Here is a 19677-nt window from a genome sequence, read left to right on the forward strand (position 1 = left end):
GTTTCCGACGCCGGAAAAACAACCCGATTCTAGCGACTAGGTTTATTATTCTATGACTGAATGGCATGGCGGTCGTTCTCGGATGGATGCGGAAATCAAAAAAGCTATGCCCGGGCTGTGGCTGCTGTCATTCAGCACCTTTGTGGTATGCGTGCCTGCGGCGTTCACGCAGATTCTCTCGCTGGATCTCATGATGGATTTGAACTCGTTCCCCACCGAGGGGTACGCATGGACGTTCCCGGCTTTCGTGGGCGGAGAATGCGCCTCCATGGCCCTTTTCGCCGGCCTGATGGACAGCGTGGGCCGCAAGAAACCGTATCTGATCGGTTCGGTGCTGTTCATACTGAGTTCGATAGCCTGCGCCATGAGCTCCGATATGTCCGAGTTCATTCTGTTCCGCGTGATAGAAGGGTTCGGGGCCGGGATCATAATCATCGCGTGCATAGCGCAGATTTACTACGACGTGCCGAACCCAAAGCTCCGCTACATCGCCAACGGGATAATGTCCCTGGGATTCGGGCTGGGGATGCTGGTGGGGGTCTTCCTTGGGAAAGCGATAATAGACGGCATGGGCTGGGAGCTCACGTTCTGGGCGATGGCGGCGCTCCAAGCTATCGTCACCTATCCATCGCTGCTGACCCTGTCCAAAGGCGAGCCCAGCAGCATGAAACCGGACTACCCAGGCGCCATCATTCTCATGTTCCTCTCTGGGTTCTTCGTGTTCTTCCTTCAGAAGCTGTATCTCGACTGGGGCCCGGTCAGCCCGGAAGGCCTCATGGGTACGGCGCTCATCGTCATGCTGATCGTCGCGCTGGCAGTCGCTGAATCTCTGAATCCGAATTCCATCGCACACCGCAAGCTGGACGACAAAAAGCTCACCGCCGCGTGCCTGATATTCATAATAATTCTGGGGGCGCTAGACATGGCCGCCGTGGGGTCGATGATAAAGATCTCGTTCTTCACATATCAGATGTCCATCCTCGAAGTTGCCCCCTATTTCACGATAATGGTTTTGGGGGCCGCGACCACCGCCATAACCATCTCCAAGAAGATCGACAAGACGGGGCATCTCGTCTGGCTCCTGCTGAGCGCCGTGCTCACGCCCATAGCGCTGCTGTCGATGCTGCTGGTCAAAGCGGACGACCCCTCATACATATTCGCCATCCATCTGTTCCTGCTCGGCCTCGCCATAGGGTGTCTGGTATCCATGCTTAATGCAACGATCCAGAACCGCACCGACGAAAGCAACAACAGCGCCATCATGGGATTCGCCATACTCATCCGCACGGCGGCCCTTTGGCTGGGATACAACTTCTATCAATTCATCACGGACCAATACATGCTGAACAAGCTGAGCCCGTACGTCGAGCATTGGAACGAGATCTTCCCGTTCGATATCCCCGCGGACAGCATGCTGGCCAACCTTCTGATCACCCCGATGAAAGAGCTACTGAAGCTATTGCCCGGACTGACGGACGCCATCGCGGATATCTACGCCGAAGGGATGGCTCAGGCGCTCATGCTGGGAGCCGTCATATTCGTGGCCGTTGCGATCCCCACCGCGGCCATCCTCGTAGGCAGGAGGAAAACATTATGAAAGCAATCCACGCGGCCTTCCTGGCGATGCTCGCCATAACCATTCTGGCCTCTGCCTTGGCATACGATCATATCGACGCGGAAACGCTGCCGACCGGCGACGTCGTGATTTCCGGCGACGTCTATCTCGACGGCGACGTGCGCATCGAAAGCGGCTCCGACGTCATCATCATGGACGGGGCCAGCATCGACATCTCGGATCATACCGTGACTATCGGCCAGGGATCCAAAGCCCTTGTGCTGGGGTCGGCGTCAGTCTCGAGCTCGGGCGGCAGCATCATACTGGAAAGCGGGGTTCCGTTATCCATACTCGACATCCCCCTGTTCCGCATGGAAGGGGACATAACAGTCACCTTCGATGGGACCATATCGCTGAGCCTGGATCCTCTGCTGGGAACGCTGAGATTGGGATTCCAGCCGTCCGGCTCCGACAAATCCATCCATCTGTCGCAAGGCAGCAGAACCTTGGCGCTGGAGAAACCGGGCCTGACAGCGAAGATGGGCATCGGAAACGTGGACATAACGGTCGGATTCTCTAAGATCGTCCTTACCGAGGAGAAGAGAGACGGCAATTCCTTGGTGAGCAGGACCGCGACGACCATAACATCAAGCAACCCGGAAGATTCCTTGGAGTTCGTCCTCTACCTGATAGACGAAGGATACGGCGACTTCTATCTCAAAGACATCAACATCAGGAGCGTGGAGATGTCCACATACCACGCCGAAAGCAGGATCACCACATCCTGGTCGCTGTCCGGATTCCATCACCTGAGCGTCTCCCTGAGCGGAAGCGGCATAATTTCCGTGAGTTCGGCGATAGACAAAGCGACATTCGAAAGGAGCAGAGACGGCATCGTCGAAAGCAGAACAGTTCTGAACTCAATAAACTGGGATGTCGACCTGGACCTGATCAGACTCTTCCAGATGCTGGAAGCCGTCATATTCGGGGGAGACAAGATCGAAGTCTCTGACATGATCAAGGATGTGACGGTCGCCATAAAGTCCATTTCGATAGACGACCGCGAGAAAGACATCAGAAAGAATCTGACCGGCTTCCGCTTCGAACTGCAGAGGGACGCTCCCGCGGAATTCCGCAACGTCATCGTATGGAAGGACGGGGACACATCCTATAGGCTGGCTTTCTCCGGGGTCATCCTCAACTCTATCGGCATAGGAACCGATTTCATGATGGACCTGGACGTCTCGGTGGCGGATGCCAGATTGGATGTCGTGCCTTCCCAAGGACCAAAGACGGCGGCGACTGCGACGGACCTGGATTTTGAGATAAACGATCTGGATCTGCCCGGGCTTCTCTCTGTCCTATCCAGAACGGGAGAGATCGATATCCAGCAGATTCTGGACCATTGCCTGCGCTTGCGCCTGTCCGCATCCTCGATGGCATACTCCAAGGACGGCCAAACGATCGCCGCCCGCGGCATCAGCATGTCCCTCGAAAAGGATGTCAGAGGGCGCAGCACATTTGCTCTCGGTTTCAGCAGCATAAAAGGCTCCGCCATTCTGGAAGACGGCGGATACCTCAGCATGGACATCGGGAAGACGGCGGCATCCCTAACCACCGACGGCTCCCTCGCAGAATACATAGACGCGCTCAGATCTGTCCCGCACATATCCGGAGACTCGGACCTTGCCATACAGATAAAAACGGAATCGGTAAGAATCGACTTCGAAGATGCCGGCGGATCAGCCTCGGTCTCGAGCAGACCAGTAACCGCGAACCCTTCCGCCATCTCTCTGGATCTGTCGGTCAGGCATACCGCGTACAAGGACATAACCGGCCTGAGCGGCAGCTTTTTGGCCGTCGGGCACGAGATCACTGCGAAAGAGCACGATGCCGAGAAAGGCTTGGACCTGGTCGCCATCATAACCGATCCCGACCTCACCCTGAACGGAGCAGACCTCGGTTCTCTGGCCGCGATCCGCGAGGAAACAGGGAAGATAAGCGTGCTGGACATCGCCGACAACATCGACAGCGCCGAACTCCTCGCCCGCTACGCAGATGTGAGAGCCGATGGCAGCCGCATCAAACTCGCATCCCCTGAAATCAGAGCCGGAGCGATCAGAAGCTATTCGGTCGGCATAAGCGCGGATTCTATGTCCGCTGACGCCTCTGCGGCGGGGCTCTCCATTAAATCTGGATCGGCCTCGCTTTCATTTTCGTCCAGCATCTCGTTCAGCACCCTTCAGAAGGCTTTCTCCGACGGATTCAGATTCGATTCCGACGTCTCCATCTCGTTCGAAGGGACCGTGACCGACGCCGAAGCTAAATACGCCGGCGATTCCCTCACCGCAGTTATATCCAACAGCGGGTCGCCTACGTTGGAGATCGATCTGTCTTATGAGCGCTCGGAAAGATGGGGCATATCCGCCCTTACTGCCGAACTGTATGCCAATGGATACGGGATCGAAGCCGATGGAAGCGACAAAAACGGAGAAAGATTCGCCGTATCCCTGCAGGATCCGGAAGCCGCCGTTAAGGATCTGGATGTCGATGCGCTCTCCGCCGCGAAAGAGGCCGGAGAGATAGATGTCTTCGACGTTCTGGACAATACCGGTAGGGCCGACATCGACGCATCATCCGCGAGCATGAATTACAGAGGCTATGAGATAACCGTCAGATCGTTCGGCATCGATACGATCTCTTCGAACGTGTGCAGCGCATCCCTAGCGGCCAGCTCTCTGTCCGCTCTCGCGCCTGCTAAGACAGGAAACGTGAGCATCAAATCGGGGGCTTTGGATTTGAGAGTCTCATCCAACATGTCCTTCGCCGGGATCCGCGACGCCCTCCTCGAAGGCAAAGAATTCGAGCCGGGAGCCAAGATCGCGGCGGAAGCCAGCTTTGAAAGCCTCAACCTCAGCTATTCCGCCGACTTTGCCATTTCCATATCGGGCACGAGCGAAAAACCGACCTTGACTTTAGACGCCACCGCCGCCCGCCTGACGGATTCCTCTGAGACTCTGTCGGACATGGAAATCGTAGCAACAGGCTATCGCATAATAGTTGACTCGGCTGGATCCGATGGGACCGCGATGAACGCGCGCATAGACGACCCCTCTGCCTCAGTCAAAGGCCTGGATATCGATGCGGTGCGCTCCGAATTCGAAGAGAGCGGGAAACTTACCTTGGACATGCTGGATCATTGCGAGTCGGCGCGCATCCAAGCCGCAAGCCTTTCCGTCGATGCGAAAGGAGAAAGGACTTTCCAGGCAGATGCCGCCGCGCCCTCGCTTATCGTCGGGACCGGCGCGGAAAGCAGCGCCCGCTTTGAATCAGGGACTTTGGAGATTTCAGCATCCTTGGATGAAGGTAAATTGAGCATGAACTCTTCCGCGATGGAAGCGGCCGCATCCTCTAACCTGTCATTCGCAGACATCATGGCCATCATCGGCGGCGACCTGAAACCCGGCTCGGATTCGGAAGCTGCTGTGAGCTTATCCATGACGGACCTATCTGCAGACTATGCGGACGAGAAAATCAAAATATCACTCGGCAGAAGCGCATCGGCCTCAGCAACGATGACGCTGGACGCGACCGTCAGGGGCGAGGATGATTCCGGCGACATCTTCCTGTGGGCAGACCTTTCAGCCAAAGGGTACGCCATGAGGTTCGACAGCTCCGGCGTTTCCTACGGCAAAGTCCCCGTCAAAGGCGACAAACTGCATATTGAATCCCGCGACATCAACCTCTCTGCGTCAGAGCTGAATCTGAGCGAGCTCCGCAGGATATATGACGAGACTGATAAGATCAAAATCCAGCAGATCATTGACAGCTGCTCCTCGCTGAGCCTATCTGCCGAGCATGCCGAATTGGAATGGGATGGGGACGGGAAATCCGACGCCATCATGGAAAAGAGCGAAGCGAACGCCTCCAAGGATGGGAACGGAATTTCGACTGTCACCATGGGCGTCGAAAAAGCGGCGGCGTCCATTCCCTTGGAGGGGCGCATGGCGGACATCCAATCGAACAGGACCGAGATATCGCTGTCTTCGAGCATCCCGATCTCCGAGTTGGTGGAGCTAATCATCGACGGGCTGGATTTCAAGAAGGATACGTCCGTAAGAATATCCGCCGAGACGGATGGAATCCGGATTGCGGCCGAAATGGAGAAGGGAGATGTGTCCTTGGAATTGTCTCCGAAAGAGAATCCCGGCGACGCGATAGCTAAGGCGGAGATCGCTCTGGATCACTCGGAATCTTCCGGCAGCACGACGATAGACGGGAAGATCGATGCGCTCGGATACAGAACAACAATAAATATGGTCCTGAGCCAGAAGTTCTCCGGGAAGCTCTCGGACCTGCCGTTCCCTGTCGGGGAAGGATCGGCCATCGCGATGGGATTCGACGATCTGAGCGTGGATTTGGCCGGATTCGATGCTGCAACCGCTTACGAGCTGCTGTCCGAATACGGATCTCTGACCGCCCAACAGATCTTGGACTGCTGCGATCGGATGGGAATCGGAGCCTCGGACGCGTCCATCGACATCAACGGCGACGGCGAAATCGAACTGGCAACCAGAAATTCCCAGGCCACATTGAGCAAGAACAAAGGGCAGAACATGATTTCGTTCAATTTCGACTGGCTGAAGACCTCGATGGAGATGAGCGAAGCAGAGATCAGAGCCCAGCTTGGCGCCTCGGAGATCCTTCTCTTCACTGAAGGATCGATCTCGGAATGCATAGACGCGCTATTCAGCGGCGTCAACTTCTCCTCCGACACGCGCGCAGAACTGCACATATCCAACGAGGCCGCCGTGATCGAATGCCTCAAGGAAGAGGACTGCCTGACGATGACCAACGCGAATCTGCGCGAGAACTCTCCGAAATACGTTACCGTAGTGATGTCTCTGGAATACTCGAGCTACAGAGACCAGACCACATTGGTGGGGAAGATCTCGTCCATAGGACACTCCGTAACGTTGAAAGACAGGTCTGCCGTCAACGACGAGGGCGGGATTCTGGACCTGTCCTTCAGGACCGATGAGGTCTCGGGCGGATTCGAAATGGTATATGGAGATGGCATCGGATTCTCCGCGAACCTCTGCATGCCTTGGAAAGCGGAATTCGGGTATTACGACGTGCAGTTCCAGATGGAAAGCGGCGAATCCGTGGTCTCTTTGACCCGCGGCAATCTGGCCGTCGACGGATATGACCATAGGAAGCAAGGCCTTCTTGCCGTCGTTCCCGCGATAAAGAGCAGCAGCTTCGCCTTCGAGAACAGGGTTCTCATGTCATCCGATTCGATGCGCGTCCTCAGAAGCGGAACCGGCGAAGTGATCAGCTCGTACGGAGACGCGGAGCTCGACGTGGAGAAGGTCAAAGCGGATCTGAGAAGGGGAGATACCCTGAACGTGATCTTGGAGAGACTGGACATCCGCATAACCGATCAGGACGGAAAAGTCACCGAAAGGTCGCTGGAAAGGCTTGACGTAACCACGGACCAAAGCGGAGCTGAACCAGAGAAGAGCTGGGTGGAAAAGAACTCCCTCCTTCTGGCCGCGGTCTTCATAGCGGCGTCGATCGCCATGATAGCAGCTTTGATCATCATCCGCATGAAAAACCGTGAACCGCCGGAGACAGAGGGATGATCCCCGATCGGAGAATGCCCCCAACGGTTTATATCGCCGAAACCATGGGCGCTAACGATGGAAACCGTCGACCGCACGAACGGAAGGGTATTCTCCGATAGGGGCCGCCTGTACACGGAATCGCTTTTCCCAGGCAAGAGAATCTATGGCGAAAGGCTGGTGAGCGCCTACGGGACCGAATACAGGGAATGGGATCCCAGAAGAAGCAAGCTTTCGGCATACCTCTCAGCCGGCGGAAGATCTTTCCCGTTCCATGCGGACAGCAAAGTCCTCTATCTGGGCGCATCCAGCGGAACCACCGCATCCCATGTGGCGGACATATGCCCTGATGGGAAGGTCTTCTGCGTGGAATTCGCCCAGAGGATGTTCAGAGAACTGGTCTCGACGTGCGAAACCAGGCCCAATATGATGCCGATCCTTGGCGACGCCACCAAACCGGACGGATATTCCATGTTCGTGGGCTCGGCCGACATAGTCTATCAGGACGTGGCCCAGAAGAGGCAGGCAGATATCATCTGCGACAACATGGACGCTTTTGGCTCGCAATACGGGATGGTTGCCATCAAAGCCCGTTCGGAAGACGTCACAGCGTCCCCGGAAAGCATATTCGCCGCCGCTGAAGGCAGAATAAAGGAGAGAGGATTCCGCATCATAGACGCGCGTTCTTTGGAGCCGTATGAGAAATCCCACGAGATGATCGTCTTCGAGAGGAAAAGCCCATGAGAACGGCGTATGCGGTGGCGTTCGAGGGGGACCGGTTCCTGATGGTCTGGAACCCGCGCCGCGGCGGATGGGAGATGCCGGGAGGCCACGTGGAAGAGGGCGAGACCTCCGAGGAAGCCGCCGCCAGGGAGTTCGAGGAGGAAGCCGGATATTCGATAGAAATCGTTGCCACCAGGGATCTGGGGCCTTGCGATGTATGCGCTGCGATAATTAAATCCAAAACCGGAAATCCCTGCGAGATGAGATCAGAGCTGTTCTCCGAACTCCCCGAGACGCTTTCGTTCGGCAGGGAAGAATACGAGGATACCGTCCCTTGGGCAAGAGAGATGCTGAAAATACGATTTCAAATCAATTTTCGGACTGCTCCAGACGCCGAAAAAAACATCGGTAATGAGCCGCCGGAGGACATCTGTTGGATGGGTGAAGCAGATGTGAGAGGCAACGTTACATCCTGAGTTGGCATATTATTTTCTACTTGTCCAGACGTTACTTTTTTCAAACGGGGCTGATGCCATGAAAGGGAATAATATAGCGATTATCGCCGTGACTGCGGTTATAATCGTCATAATACTCGCATATTGTATGTTCACCTACGGCGACAACGACCGTAACGACCAATCCAACGGGGCCTCACCGGTAGAGCTGACCTTCTCCATCGATGATTCGAAGCTGAAGGTTGTCTGCGGAGACAGGGAAATCAAGGACAAAGACGTGATCACGTTCGAAGAGGATTCTTCTCTGACTGTGACAACGCTCGACGGACAGAGACATACCATAGGCTACGCCGGCAGCTGGCAGAACGACGCAGGCATGGGCGAAAGCAGCAGCGCCAGCGTGCTGACAAATAGCCTATCAATCCCCATCGATTGCGTCTACGGCGGCAAGGCCACAGGGAATATGAGCATAAGCTGCGACTGAGAATAGATTGCACGGCTCCGTCTCATAGAGGGGCGGGGCCCTTTTTTCAAACTGCTTGCTTCTTCGCACTTCTAATTACTGTGACAAGGTCGGAATCGATAAGACGATGGAAGCGTCAGCGTGCAACGATTCCTGCTGGATCGCGGACCCGCAAAGAGATCTTGACGGATGCCTATGACCGCGGCATCGAAGAAGCTGTTACGAACAGCCGATATTAGTCGAAAAGATTACGTAATATTACGTGATTTTTTCATTATGCGGATCGAAAGGCCAATCCACCTCCAATAATTGATCGACCGCCGCGATAACGGTCTGATCAAAGTCATAACAGGGGTCCGCCGCTGCGGAAAAACGTACCTCGTCGAGATACTGTTCAGAGATTGGCTGATTGAAAATGGCGTGGATCCCAAAAACATCATATTCATATCGCTTGAAACGGGCCTTAATGCCCATCTCAGAAATCCCCTTACGCTTTCAGAGCACATTCACGACGCGATTGGCGGCTCCGACTCCAGAAAATACGTGATTATAGACGAGATACAGCTTTGCGCCAGCGTGGACAACCCATACCTTCCCCCAGAATCCCGCACTATAGAGAACATGATGACGTTCTATGACGTCGTCTTAGGTCTGAGAGAAAAATGCGACATTTATGTCACCGGAAGCAATTCAAAAATGCTTTCCAAAGATGTCCTCTCCAGTTTCAGGGGCAGAACGGACGAAATACCCATAATTCCCCTGTCATTCTCTGAATTCCACTCTGCCCTCAGAGGGGACGTCAGGTCGGATTGGATGGAATGCCTCTACCATGGAGGAATGCCTGGAACACTGCTATATCATGATGCCCCGTCCAAAAACAGGTACCTATCAAGTCTGTTCAATGAGATCTACCTCAAAGATATTCAGGAACGCTATGGAATCCATGGCATCGACGATCTGTCAGCGATCGTTGATGTTCTCGCCTCATCATCCGGAGGGTTGGTTAACCCGCAGAAAATCGCTGACTCCTTCCGGGACAGGAGCGTCAGCAGGAACACCGTGGCCAATTATATAGAGCATCTAGAGGACTCTTTCCTGATATCCGGATCCATGCGCTTCGATATCAGAGGGAGGAGGCACATAAACGGCCTAAAAAAGTATTATTTCACGGACGTGGGGCTGATGAACGCCAGACTCAATTTCAGGGAGATGTCGCGTGCAAAGCTCATCGAAACCGTGGTGCATAACGAATTCCTGCTTCGTGGATGCAACGTAGATGTCCGAAGAATAGATGTCAGAAGAAGAAACGAAGAGGGAAAATCTGCGATCATATCTCTGGAAATAGATTTCGTCGTCAACAGATCGTTCGATAGGGCTTACATACAAGCGGCCATGGGAGTGGATGACCCAGGAAAAATGGAGCAAGAGACCAGATCGCTGAAGGCCATCAAGGATGGCTTCGCAAAGATCCTGCTGATAGATTCCGACGTCCCAGAGCATGTCACCGAGGATGGCATCAGGGTGATGTCCATCATAGATTTCCTGCTCGACGAGGGCTCCCTGAGATTCAACTGAAAAAATCGCGTAATTATACAGATATTTTGAAACGCGGTGCATAGTCATATTTTAAATAGGGATTGCCCATAGCCACTGACAGCCTCGCCGCATAGATATGATTCGGAGGATCAGACTATGGCAAGAATGCACACCAGAAGAAAGGGAAAATCCTGTTCCAAACACCCCATGGTTTCCGAGAACCCCGCATGGGTCACCCTCAGCGCCACCGAAATCGAGGACCTCATCGCGAAGCTCGCCAAGGATGGAATAGTTTCCGCTAAGATCGGGCTCATTCTCAGGGACCAGTACGGCGTCCCCGACGTGAAGCTCGCCACCGGAAAGACCATCACCAAAATCATGGAGGAGAAGAACGTCATGCCCTCTCTTCCCGAAGACCTTTCCAACCTCATGAGACGCGCAATCTCCCTCAACGGCCACCTCAAGGAGAACAAGGGAGATATCTCCAACAAGAGAGGCCTCAACATGATCGAAGCTAAGATCAGGAGGCTCGAGCGCTACTACAAGAGGAACGGCGTCCTTCCCGCGGACTGGAAATATTCTCTTAAGAACGCGGAGCTCATGCTTAAGTGAGTCGGATGGACGGACAGGTCCCATCAAAACTTCTTACAACCTTATCAAAAGCCGCGGATACCGTTCGCGGCCATGATTTCATCCAAGTATATTCCCACTATGATGCCGACGGCGTATCTTCCGCGGCGATCGTGGCGAAAACCCTTCTCCGGATGGGCAAAGAATTCAGGGTCACGCTTTTCACAACGCTCAACGACCGCGGCATCGACATCATACGCGGATGCGGCGCGAAATGCGTGATCATAACCGATCTTGGCGCATCCTACATAGATCAGCTGGACCAAATGCCCTTCGACGTCGTCGTGCTGGACCACCACACAATAATCTCCGAGGCGAAACGCATATGCTACGCCAATCCCCACCTTTACGGGATCGACGGGATGACCTCCGGATGCGGCGCCACCATGTCGCTTCTGTTCGCGGTGGCTGTCGATGAGAAGAACTGGGATCTGGTCCAGATTGCGTTCGCAGGGATAGCCGGGGACAGGCAGCACATCAACGGGCTGTCCGGATTGAACACATATCTCCTTTCGGAAGGGGAAAGGCGCGGATACATCGAGAAGATGCCGGGATCGCTCATACCCGCGGGGGATCTGGCTGAGGGGCTGTATCTCCTCACCGACCCTTACATTCGCGGCGTCAGCGGAAGCAAAGAAGGCGTATCCGCGATTCTCAAGGACGCCGGGATCCCGGAAGGGAAAAGCTATTCCGACCTGACGGACGAAGAAAGCAGGAAACTCTCGTCGCTGATGGCCATAAAACTGGCGTCCCAAGGCATGCTCCTGCAATCGATGGCCGAAGTTGCCCGCGACAGATATTATCTCAGAGGGCTGGACATGGACGCGGAAGTCCTGTCGTCCGTGCTAAACAGCTGCGGGCGCGCCGGAATGGGCGGAACAGGGATCGCCGCCGGCATGGGAGACAAGGCCAGCTTCGATTACGGATGCAAAATAACCAAAGAATCCGCCGAGCAAGTGGTCGCGTACATGGTGGATCTGGATTCCGCCGGGCTCAACCAGATGGAGCACATCCAGTGGTTCGACACCAGCGATTCCGGTTTCACCGGGATGCTTTGCGGCATCGCCATGCAGTGCATAGGGGACCCAGACAAACCGACCATTGGCCTGAACAAATCCAACACTCCTGTTAACATATCCTCGAGAGGCATGTGGGGGCAGCTGGAGAAGGGCGTGGACCTTTCCGTCGCCATGAGAGAGGCCTGCTCATCGGTCGGAGGCGTCGGCGGCGGGCACAAAATAGCTTCCGGAGGATCCGTACCCCCAGACAAAGTGGATCAGTTCCTCAGAAATCTGGATGAGATAATCGGGAGGCAGCTCAGCTCCTCCACGTGACCGGGACCTCGTCCGTCCTGAACCGCTGCCTGACCGCCGTCTCGGACACGTCCATTCTGACGCCGGCCGAATGCATCTCGTTTCCCAGCCATGCGATCATCGCCCCGTTGTCCATGCACAGCCTGCGGTCCGGGACGAACATCTCTGCGCCCCTGTCCGCGGCCATCTCAGTGACCATCTCCCTCAGACGCATGTTCTGGGCCACTCCTCCTCCCAGGAGAACCTCGTCCTTCCCTATGTGGGCCATGGCACGCTCGGTGACCTCGGTAAGCATCGCGAAAGCCGTCTCCTGCACTGACAGGGCTATATCCTCCAGACGAACGCCTTTCTTATACAGCGCAACCGCAGCGGTCATGAGACCTGAAAAGGCGACGTCCATGCCTTTGACGGAGTACGGCAGCTCATAGTACTTGTCGCCGTCCTTGGCTAGCTTCTCGAAGATCGGCCCGGCATAGAATCCCATTCCGAGCTCCCTCCCGAGCTTGTCTAGCATGTTCCCTATCCCTATGTCCTGCGTCTCGCCGAAAATTCTGTAGAGCCCCTCTGAATAGGCTATGACCTGGGTGTTCCCGCCTGAGGCATAGAGAAGCGCCGGATCCTTGCAGCCGGTCTAGGCACGCCCTATCTCGATGTGCGCTATGCAGTGGTTGACGCCGATTATGGGCACCGACAGATAGCTGGACAGCGCTCTCGCCGCGGTGGCGGCCACCCTGAGACAGGGACCCAGCCCCGGACCCATGGAGAATGAGACCAGATCTATGTCTTTAAGATCCATCCCGGCCTTGTCAAGAGCCCCCGAGATTACGCGGGCAACAACGTCGGCATGATGATTGGCCACCTCTCTGGGATGGAGCCCGCCTTCCTTCGGCTTGAACATATCGAGCTCGTTGGCATAGACATTGCATTCCGAATCGACTATGCCGACGCCCAAAGTGTGCGCAGTTCCCTCAATCCCGAGAGTGATCATGGCCGATGGAAAGCCAGCGCCGTTATTATATCCTGCCCCCGGAACGACGTGTGCTGCCATAGATAGAACCGATCGGATGCTTTGTTTAACGCGATAAAACTTTTTGATTTTGAAAGTTTTATAGCGTTAAATTGCATTTTAGAACTATGCTTGAGCTCAGGAGAGAGAAATACCTTTCCAGGATCCGCCCCTTTTACAAAGATACGGACATCATCAAAGTGCTGACCGGGGCCCGCAGATGCGGCAAATCCACCATTTTGAGGCAGATCATCGACGAGCTCCGCGAAGAAGGCGTAGATGGCCGTTCATTGGTATACCTAGATCTGGACAGCAAAAAATATCTCAGCGTCAGAACGTCGGATGCTCTGGAAAAGCTGATCGATTCGGGATTCGGGGATTGCCAAAGCGGCAGATACCTCTTCATCGATGAGATCCAAAATGTCAGAGACTTCGAGCCGCTGATCAATGCGTATCGCAACGACGGAGTCTCCGTGTTCATAACTGGCTCCAATTCTTATCTGCTAAGCGGAGAGCTGGTGACCAAACTCACGGGAAGATACGTGGAATTCAGGATTTCCACGTTCTCTCTGAGCGAAGTCAGAGAATTCTATCGGATAAACGGCATGGCTTTCACCCCGTCAGAAGCGTTTCAAGACTATCTTCTGAACGGAGGATATCCCAAGAGCTTCGAATATGCCGATCAAGACAGCAAATCGCTGTACATCCGCTCAGTAATCGATGAGACGATAGAGAAGGACATCCTAAGGAGCAAAAAGGTCAGAAACAGGGCTCTGATGGGAAAACTTCTCGATTATATTCTTTCGACGCCGGGCGCGGAGATATCTTCCACATCCATAGCCGATTATCTGCGCTCCGAACGCATGATGACGACCCCGAACACTGTGAACGGCTATCTGGATCTGATATTCTCCAGCAAACTGGCGGACAAGTGCGTTCGCTTCGATATCTTCGGAAAGAAAGCCCTGAAAACCCATTACAAATCATACGTCGCCGACATATCCCTCCACACATCTTATCCCAATGTCAGGCGCGACCTGAAAATGGGGCATATCCTGGAGAATATAGTCTTCAACGAGCTCAGATCCAGGGGATACGACGTCCAAGTCGGAAAACTCAGGGACATAGAGGTAGATTTCGTCGTCTCGAACAGGAAGGACATCGCCTATATCCAAGTGACATACCTGATGGCATCTCCTGAGACGGAAGAAAGGGAAGAACGCCCTCTCCTGAAGATAGAAGACAACTATCCAAAATACATCATATCCATGGATCCGATAGCCATCGACCGCAAGGGAATCAAAAGATTGCGTCTGGTGGAAGATTTCTTGTTGGGAGATGGATTCAGATTTTAACGCGATAAAACTTTTTGATTTTGGAAGTTTTATAACGTTAAATTGCGAAACATCTGGGAGATGCGTTCCGGTTGCGGCGATATTCCCATGAAAATGACGGACGGATTCCACCCTTAACCTGCACATATCCAGCAACAACAACGATTATATAGTACCAATTAATGCACCATTCATCGGACTCGTGGTCTAGATGGTTATGACGTCGCCTTGACATGGCGGAGGTCGCCGGTTCAAATCCGGCCGGGTCCACCATCCTTTATGAATTTCAGTTATTTTTTGAGATTGCATTATTCCGATAGTAATGTCGCTTTTATAGAGAATTATTGCCGTTATGACAATAATCATACTTAATACGAAATTCGTAAAATACAATTATTTCTTTTCAGATAACATATTATTTCTACGAAATTCGTAATTATAACTGAATAGTTTAATAAACAATTCTTTTCTTAGGGATGGCATCGGATTGCGGCATGAAACTGGCGGCGTCTTAGATGCGCCGGCGAAAGGCAACCGCTCATGCAACGGCATGAGGTGTGATATATGGTCGATCTTCTAACGACTCTGAATGACATGATAGGCGTCTGGAACACCTACTTCTGGCGCATATCTTTTGTCTTCCTCATCGGTCTGGGAATCATCTTCACAATCAAGCTGAAGGGAATCCAGATAACCAAACTGGGCAGCAACGCGAAACTGGCCATTTCCGGCGTGAGCGAAGGCAAAGGGAAAAAGAAACTCTCATCGTTCGAGGCTTTCTGCATAAGCATGGGCGCCCGCATAGGCGTCGGAAACATCGCGGGAGTCGCGACCGCGATCGCAACCGGAGGGCCGGGAGCGGTCTTCTGGATGTGGATCTTCGCGATAATCGGATCCGCGAGCAGCTTCATGGAATCCGTTCTGGCTCAGATATACAAGGAGCAGAAGACGGATGAGGGATACCACGGCGGGCCCGCATACTATGCCACCAAAGGATTGAAAAGCAGGAAACTGGGGATTTTCGTCGCCATACTGTTGGTCCTGACCTTCGGCGTCGGATTCGTTATGGTCCAGTCCTGCAACGCATCCAACGCGCTGTGCGGGGCATTCGATTTCGAGAACAACCATCTGGTCTTCGCGGCCATCATCGCCATCATCGCGGCCGGCCTCGTGTTCGGCGGATTCAAGATCATCGGTAAGTTCTCCTCCACCGTCGTCCCCCTGATGGCCCTTCTGTGGGTCATCTTCGCCCTGATCGCGATGGCGTTCAACGCCGGGAACATCGGCAATGCCATAGCCAGCATCTTCGCCAATGCGTTCAGCATCCCCAGCATACTCGGAGGAGGGATAGGAACCATCATCATCACCGGATTGAAGAGAGGCGTGTTCTCCAACGAAGCCGGTCTGGGTTCCATCGCCAACGTGGCGGCCACCTCAGACATCAAGCACCCCATCAAGCAGGGGAAGATCCAGTCCTTCGGAGTCCTCGTCGATACTCTCATCGTCTGTACCATCACCGCGCTCGTCGTTCTTTCCTACGGGACCTTCGACGACATCGTCGGCCTTGGCCTGAAGGGATCCAACCTCGTCCAAGCGGTCGCCAGCAGCACTCCCATGGGAGACGCCGCGAACATACTCATCGCGATCTTCATGTTCGTCTTCGCTTTCACCAGCATGATCGGATACTACACCATGAGCGAGTCCAATGCCAGGTTCGTCAGGGACAACAAAATCACCGTCAACCTCGTGCGCATTGTCGTCATCATAGTCGCGTTCGCGGCGGCTCTCGTCACCGACGTCACCATAGCGGACAACATCAGCGACACGTTCATGGCGGCCATGGCTGCCGTCAACATGACCATCGTCGCATTGCTGAGCAGGCAGGTGTTCGAAGCTTACGCCGACTGGAAGAAACAGAAGAAAGAAGGCGTCGAAGATCCCGAATTCCATAGGGATACCCTGTCTGACCCCTCAGGAGTCACGGAATGGGAGTGATAAGCATGGAAAACATAAGCAAAGCCATCGCGGTCACCGGAATCGTAGCGGTCCTCATGGGAATCGCCATGGCCTATGTCGAAAGGCACAACGACGACGTGAACGTCGCGTTCATACCTCTGGTCATCGGATTCGCCGTGATATTCGTCTTCTTCTACCTCATTACAAAGAGGGACGACGATAAATACGGCAAGATCAAGGAATGATCGGAAAGCGGGGAAACCCCGCACCCTTCTCTTTTCCGGTCGCCACCGATCCGACGGCCGGCTCATCCTCTGAACCCTAGGATTGCGATGTTCTCCGAGAGCACCGCGTCATCGTGGCTTCTGAACCCTATCGTGCCCTCTATCTCGCCGCTGTGCTTGCCAGCGATGGCGGACAGCTCCTTGGAACCGTAGTTGGGCACGGCCTTGGCGATGACCTCCCCGCCGCAGGCTATCTCCACGACGTCGCCTTTCTCGAAGATTCCCTCGACGGAGCGAATGCCCACCGGGAGCAGAGACTTGTGGTCGAGGACCGCCTTAACCGCGCCTTCGTCTATGGTTATGCGGCCGGTGGCATGGGCGGATTTGATCCATCTGCGCTTCTTGGAAACTTCGTCCCCGGAAACGAAAAGGGTTCCCACATCGTCCCCGGCAGCCGTGCGGTAGACCACGCCATAAGCCGCGCTGGACGCTATGATCATGTTGCACCCGGCGTCGCTGCATATCGCAGCCGCCTCCAGCTTGGTCTTCATGCCGCCGGTCCCGAACCCAGATCCGGCTCCGCCGGCCATCGCCCTTATGGATTCGTCGATCTTGGTCACGACCGGGATGAATCTGGCGTCTTTGTTCTCGCTGGGATCGCTGTCATACAATCCGTCTATGTCCGAGAGGATGACGAGGAGATCCGAATCTGTCCTGCTGGCTATGATGGCCGACAGCGTGTCGTTGTCCCCGAATTTTATCTCTTTGATGCAGACCGCATCGTTCTCGTTGAATATCGGGATCACGCCGTTCTCGAGCAGGGATTCTATGGTGTTGTGAAGGTTGATCGCGCTCTCCCTGTCGGAATAGACATCGAGAGTAAGCAGAACCTGGGCGACGGTTATCCCGCATTGCTGGAAGGCCTCGGACCATTTCTGCATCAGGATGCTCTGCCCGACGGATGCCGCCGCCTGCCTTATGGGGACCTCGTTCGGCTTTGGCTTGACGCCCATTGCCTTGAGCCCGATGCCTATCGCCCCGGATGACACCAGGAGGACTTGCTTGCCCTCTTCCCTGAGGCGGGAGACCTGCTCCGCCACCGATCTCATGAAGCGCTCCGACACGGCGCCGTCCTTTATCAGGGAAGATGTCCCGATCTTCACGACGACGCGCCTGACATCGCCCAAGTACTCTCTTCTGGACGCCATCTGAATCACTCGAACGGATACTCCCTTTCGGAGGGGACATGAAGGAACGGCTTAGCGTCTTTCCCGACGTAATCCTTCACGATCTGGCCGTCCCCGACGAGGACGTATTTGTATATCATCAGGCCCTCCATCCCCACCGGGCCGCGGGAGTGGATCTTGTTGGTGCTTATCCCGACCTCGGCTCCCTTCCCGAACCTGAACCCATCGGCGAAACGGGTGGATGCGTTCACGAACACGTCCGCGGAATCGACTTTCTTGGCGAAGATAGACGCCTTCACCATGTTGGAGGTGATTATCGCGTCCGTGTGATGGGACCCGTGGGCGTTGATGAAATCTATGGCTTCGGATATCGAATCCACCACTTTCACCGATATTATCAGATCCCCGTATTCGGTGTCCCAATCCTCGTCGGATGCCGGAACGGCGGACGGCAGAATCCTGAGCGTCTTCTCGTCCCCTCTGATCTCCACGCCGGCATCGGAGAACGCCTTCCCCATCTTGGGCAGGAACTTTTCAGCTATGGCGGAATCCACGAGGAGAGTCTCGGCCGCGTTGCATACGGCCGGGTATTGCGCCTTGGAATCCAGAGCGACCTTCACGGCCATCCCCATGTCGCACTCGGAATCGACGTACACATGGCATATCCCTGCGGCATGGCCGAGCACCGGGATCTTCGTGTTCGATTGGATATGGCGTACGAAGGCGTTGGACCCGCGGGGAATCAGCAGGTCGATGTATTCATGCAGGCCCAGAATGGAATCAATGTCGGACCTCGATTCCATCAGGACGAACGCCTCCTCGGGAACCCCGGCGGAAGCTGCGGCGCCCCTCAGTATCTCGAAGAGCGAGCGTATGGACTCCAAAGCCTCGCGGCCGCCTTTGAACGCGACAGAGTTGCCGGATTTGAGGCACAGAGACATGATCTGCGGGACCACGTCCGGACGGGACTCGAATATCACTCCCAGCATTCCTATGGGGCAGCGGATCTGGTACAGGGTCAGACCTTCGTCAAGGTCCAGAGAGGACATGACCTCTCCCACCGGATCCTTCAGCTTTATGACGTCCCTTATCCCGGCAATCATGCCGTCTATCTTGGGGCCGTCTATCTTCAGCCTCTTCAGCATGGGCCCGGTGATCTCTCCGCGCTCCAGCATGGCCTCTGCGGCCGCCATGTCCTTGGAATTCGCCGCAAGGATGGCTTCCCTGTTTGAATCCAGAGCCGCCGCCATAGCTTCAAGAGCCGAATCCTTGGCCGCCGTGGGAAGGACGGCCATAGTTATGGACGCTTCCTTCGCTTTCCTGATTTCCGAGACCACATCTGGCATAAGCGGATTATTGACAAAGACGTTAAATAATGTAATCATATAGGAGCGGATAAGCCGAGATAGCCAAGCCCGGTATGGCGGCGGTCTCGAAAACCGCTGGAGCGATCCTCGGGAGTTCGAATCTCTCTCTCGGCGCCATTTTATTCTCTGTGATTCGACAGCAATCCCTCCGTTTCCGCCTCTAACCCCGATTATTCATTGATAAAACGCTCATTGGTTACCTTTCGGTAACAGAGTAACCTAATAGTTACTTTACCACCTATTGGTTTCTTTTTAATACTTATGCCCCTGACGATATGTATCATCTGAGAGGTAACTCGAATGA

Annotated in this window: 13 protein-coding genes, 2 tRNA genes and 1 pseudogene; 13 read left to right on the plus strand and 3 right to left on the minus strand. The window is 54.6% G+C overall.

The window, feature by feature from the left end; translation table 11 throughout:
• Nucleotides 1-82 precede the first annotated feature (82 nt).
• The 8 genes from IKP20_01230 to IKP20_01265 all read left to right on the plus strand — a co-directional run bounded on the left by IKP20_01230 (nucleotide 83) and on the right by IKP20_01265 (nucleotide 12320).
• Nucleotides 83-1597: an MFS transporter gene (locus tag IKP20_01230; protein ID MBR4503597.1), complete on the plus strand. Its 1515-nt coding sequence runs from the start codon at nucleotides 83-85 to the stop codon at nucleotides 1595-1597.
• Complete coding sequence (locus IKP20_01235) at nucleotides 1594-7200, plus strand: hypothetical protein (GenBank protein ID MBR4503598.1); 5607 nt, start codon at nucleotides 1594-1596, stop codon at nucleotides 7198-7200. The genes IKP20_01230 and IKP20_01235 overlap by 4 nt, the downstream gene beginning before the upstream one ends.
• 57 nt (nucleotides 7201-7257) lie before the next feature.
• Nucleotides 7258-7923, plus strand: coding sequence for a fibrillarin-like rRNA/tRNA 2'-O-methyltransferase (locus IKP20_01240; GenBank protein MBR4503599.1), 666 nt, complete (start codon nucleotides 7258-7260; stop codon nucleotides 7921-7923).
• A complete protein-coding gene (locus tag IKP20_01245; GenBank protein MBR4503600.1) occupies nucleotides 7920-8378 on the plus strand; it encodes an NUDIX domain-containing protein in 459 nt (152 codons plus the stop codon). The genes IKP20_01240 and IKP20_01245 overlap by 4 nt, the downstream gene beginning before the upstream one ends.
• Nucleotides 8379-8436: 58 nt before the next feature.
• Nucleotides 8437-8841 carry a hypothetical protein gene (locus tag IKP20_01250; protein ID MBR4503601.1) on the plus strand — a complete coding sequence of 135 codons (405 nt, stop codon included), beginning with the start codon at nucleotides 8437-8439 and terminating at the stop codon, nucleotides 8839-8841.
• Nucleotides 8842-9129: 288 nt separating this feature from the next.
• Nucleotides 9130-10395: an ATP-binding protein gene (locus IKP20_01255; protein MBR4503602.1), complete on the plus strand. Its 1266-nt coding sequence runs from the start codon at nucleotides 9130-9132 to the stop codon at nucleotides 10393-10395.
• A 117-nt stretch (nucleotides 10396-10512) separates the two neighbouring features.
• Nucleotides 10513-10968, plus strand: coding sequence for a 30S ribosomal protein S15 (locus tag IKP20_01260; GenBank protein MBR4503603.1), 456 nt, complete (start codon nucleotides 10513-10515; stop codon nucleotides 10966-10968).
• A 5-nt stretch (nucleotides 10969-10973) separates the two neighbouring features.
• Nucleotides 10974-12320, plus strand: coding sequence for a DHH family phosphoesterase (locus IKP20_01265; GenBank protein ID MBR4503604.1), 1347 nt, complete (start codon nucleotides 10974-10976; stop codon nucleotides 12318-12320).
• On the opposite strand, the pseudogene IKP20_01270 reads toward IKP20_01265, so the two are convergent.
• Nucleotides 12304-13287, minus strand: a pseudogene (locus tag IKP20_01270) (bifunctional N(6)-L-threonylcarbamoyladenine synthase/serine/threonine protein kinase). The gene IKP20_01265 and the pseudogene IKP20_01270 overlap by 17 nt on opposite strands.
• Nucleotides 13288-13433: 146 nt before the next feature.
• Between IKP20_01270 and IKP20_01275 the strand changes: the two are divergent.
• From IKP20_01275 to IKP20_01290, 4 genes are all read left to right on the plus strand, one after another.
• Nucleotides 13434-14660, plus strand: a complete 1227-nt coding sequence (locus IKP20_01275) for an ATP-binding protein (GenBank protein ID MBR4503605.1) — start codon at nucleotides 13434-13436, stop codon at nucleotides 14658-14660.
• A gap of 175 nt (nucleotides 14661-14835) precedes the next feature.
• Nucleotides 14836-14912 (plus strand) — tRNA-Val (locus IKP20_01280).
• A gap of 291 nt (nucleotides 14913-15203) precedes the next feature.
• Nucleotides 15204-16634, plus strand: a complete 1431-nt coding sequence (locus IKP20_01285) for an alanine:cation symporter family protein (protein MBR4503606.1) — start codon at nucleotides 15204-15206, stop codon at nucleotides 16632-16634.
• 5 nt (nucleotides 16635-16639) lie between these two features.
• On the plus strand, nucleotides 16640-16840 hold the full coding sequence (locus IKP20_01290; protein MBR4503607.1) for a hypothetical protein: 201 nt from the start codon (nucleotides 16640-16642) through the stop codon (nucleotides 16838-16840).
• Between the two features lie 62 nt (nucleotides 16841-16902).
• On the opposite strand, the gene proB is transcribed toward IKP20_01290, so the two are convergent.
• Both proB and IKP20_01300 read right to left on the minus strand, forming a co-directional pair.
• The gene (gene proB, locus IKP20_01295; GenBank protein MBR4503608.1) at nucleotides 16903-18027 is read right to left on the minus strand and encodes a glutamate 5-kinase; all 1125 of its coding nucleotides are present in this window, start codon (nucleotides 18025-18027) and stop codon (nucleotides 16903-16905) included.
• Nucleotides 18028-18032: 5 nt separating this feature from the next.
• Nucleotides 18033-19352 carry a glutamate-5-semialdehyde dehydrogenase gene (locus IKP20_01300; GenBank protein MBR4503609.1) on the minus strand — a complete coding sequence of 440 codons (1320 nt, stop codon included), beginning with the start codon at nucleotides 19350-19352 and terminating at the stop codon, nucleotides 18033-18035.
• 53 nt (nucleotides 19353-19405) lie between these two features.
• Here IKP20_01300 and IKP20_01305 point away from each other — a divergent pair.
• A tRNA-Ser gene (locus IKP20_01305) sits at nucleotides 19406-19490 on the plus strand.
• Nucleotides 19491-19677 lie beyond the last annotated feature (187 nt).

The sequence above is a fragment of the Candidatus Methanomethylophilaceae archaeon genome (assembly GCA_017524805.1).
In the GTDB taxonomy this organism is placed as follows: domain Archaea; phylum Thermoplasmatota; class Thermoplasmata; order Methanomassiliicoccales; family Methanomethylophilaceae; genus Methanoprimaticola.

Excerpts from the sequence above, each read along its gene's own strand:
- IKP20_01230 (MBR4503597.1), top strand. The coding sequence starts at position 83 with ATGGATGCGGAAATCAAAAAAGCTATGCCCGGGCTGTGGCTGCTGTCA.
- IKP20_01235 (MBR4503598.1), top strand. The coding sequence starts at position 1,594 with ATGAAAGCAATCCACGCGGCCTTCCTGGCGATGCTCGCCATAACCATT.
- IKP20_01240 (MBR4503599.1), top strand. The coding sequence starts at position 7,258 with ATGGAAACCGTCGACCGCACGAACGGAAGGGTATTCTCCGATAGGGGC.
- IKP20_01245 (MBR4503600.1), top strand. The coding sequence starts at position 7,920 with ATGAGAACGGCGTATGCGGTGGCGTTCGAGGGGGACCGGTTCCTGATG.
- IKP20_01250 (MBR4503601.1), top strand. The coding sequence starts at position 8,437 with ATGAAAGGGAATAATATAGCGATTATCGCCGTGACTGCGGTTATAATC.
- IKP20_01260 (MBR4503603.1), top strand. The coding sequence starts at position 10,513 with ATGGCAAGAATGCACACCAGAAGAAAGGGAAAATCCTGTTCCAAACAC.
- IKP20_01265 (MBR4503604.1), top strand. The coding sequence starts at position 10,974 with ATGGACGGACAGGTCCCATCAAAACTTCTTACAACCTTATCAAAAGCC.
- IKP20_01275 (MBR4503605.1), top strand. The coding sequence starts at position 13,434 with ATGCTTGAGCTCAGGAGAGAGAAATACCTTTCCAGGATCCGCCCCTTT.
- IKP20_01285 (MBR4503606.1), top strand. The coding sequence starts at position 15,204 with ATGGTCGATCTTCTAACGACTCTGAATGACATGATAGGCGTCTGGAAC.
- IKP20_01290 (MBR4503607.1), top strand. The coding sequence starts at position 16,640 with ATGGAAAACATAAGCAAAGCCATCGCGGTCACCGGAATCGTAGCGGTC.
- proB (MBR4503608.1), bottom strand. The coding sequence starts at position 18,027 with ATGGCGTCCAGAAGAGAGTACTTGGGCGATGTCAGGCGCGTCGTCGTG.
- IKP20_01300 (MBR4503609.1), bottom strand. The coding sequence starts at position 19,352 with ATGCCAGATGTGGTCTCGGAAATCAGGAAAGCGAAGGAAGCGTCCATA.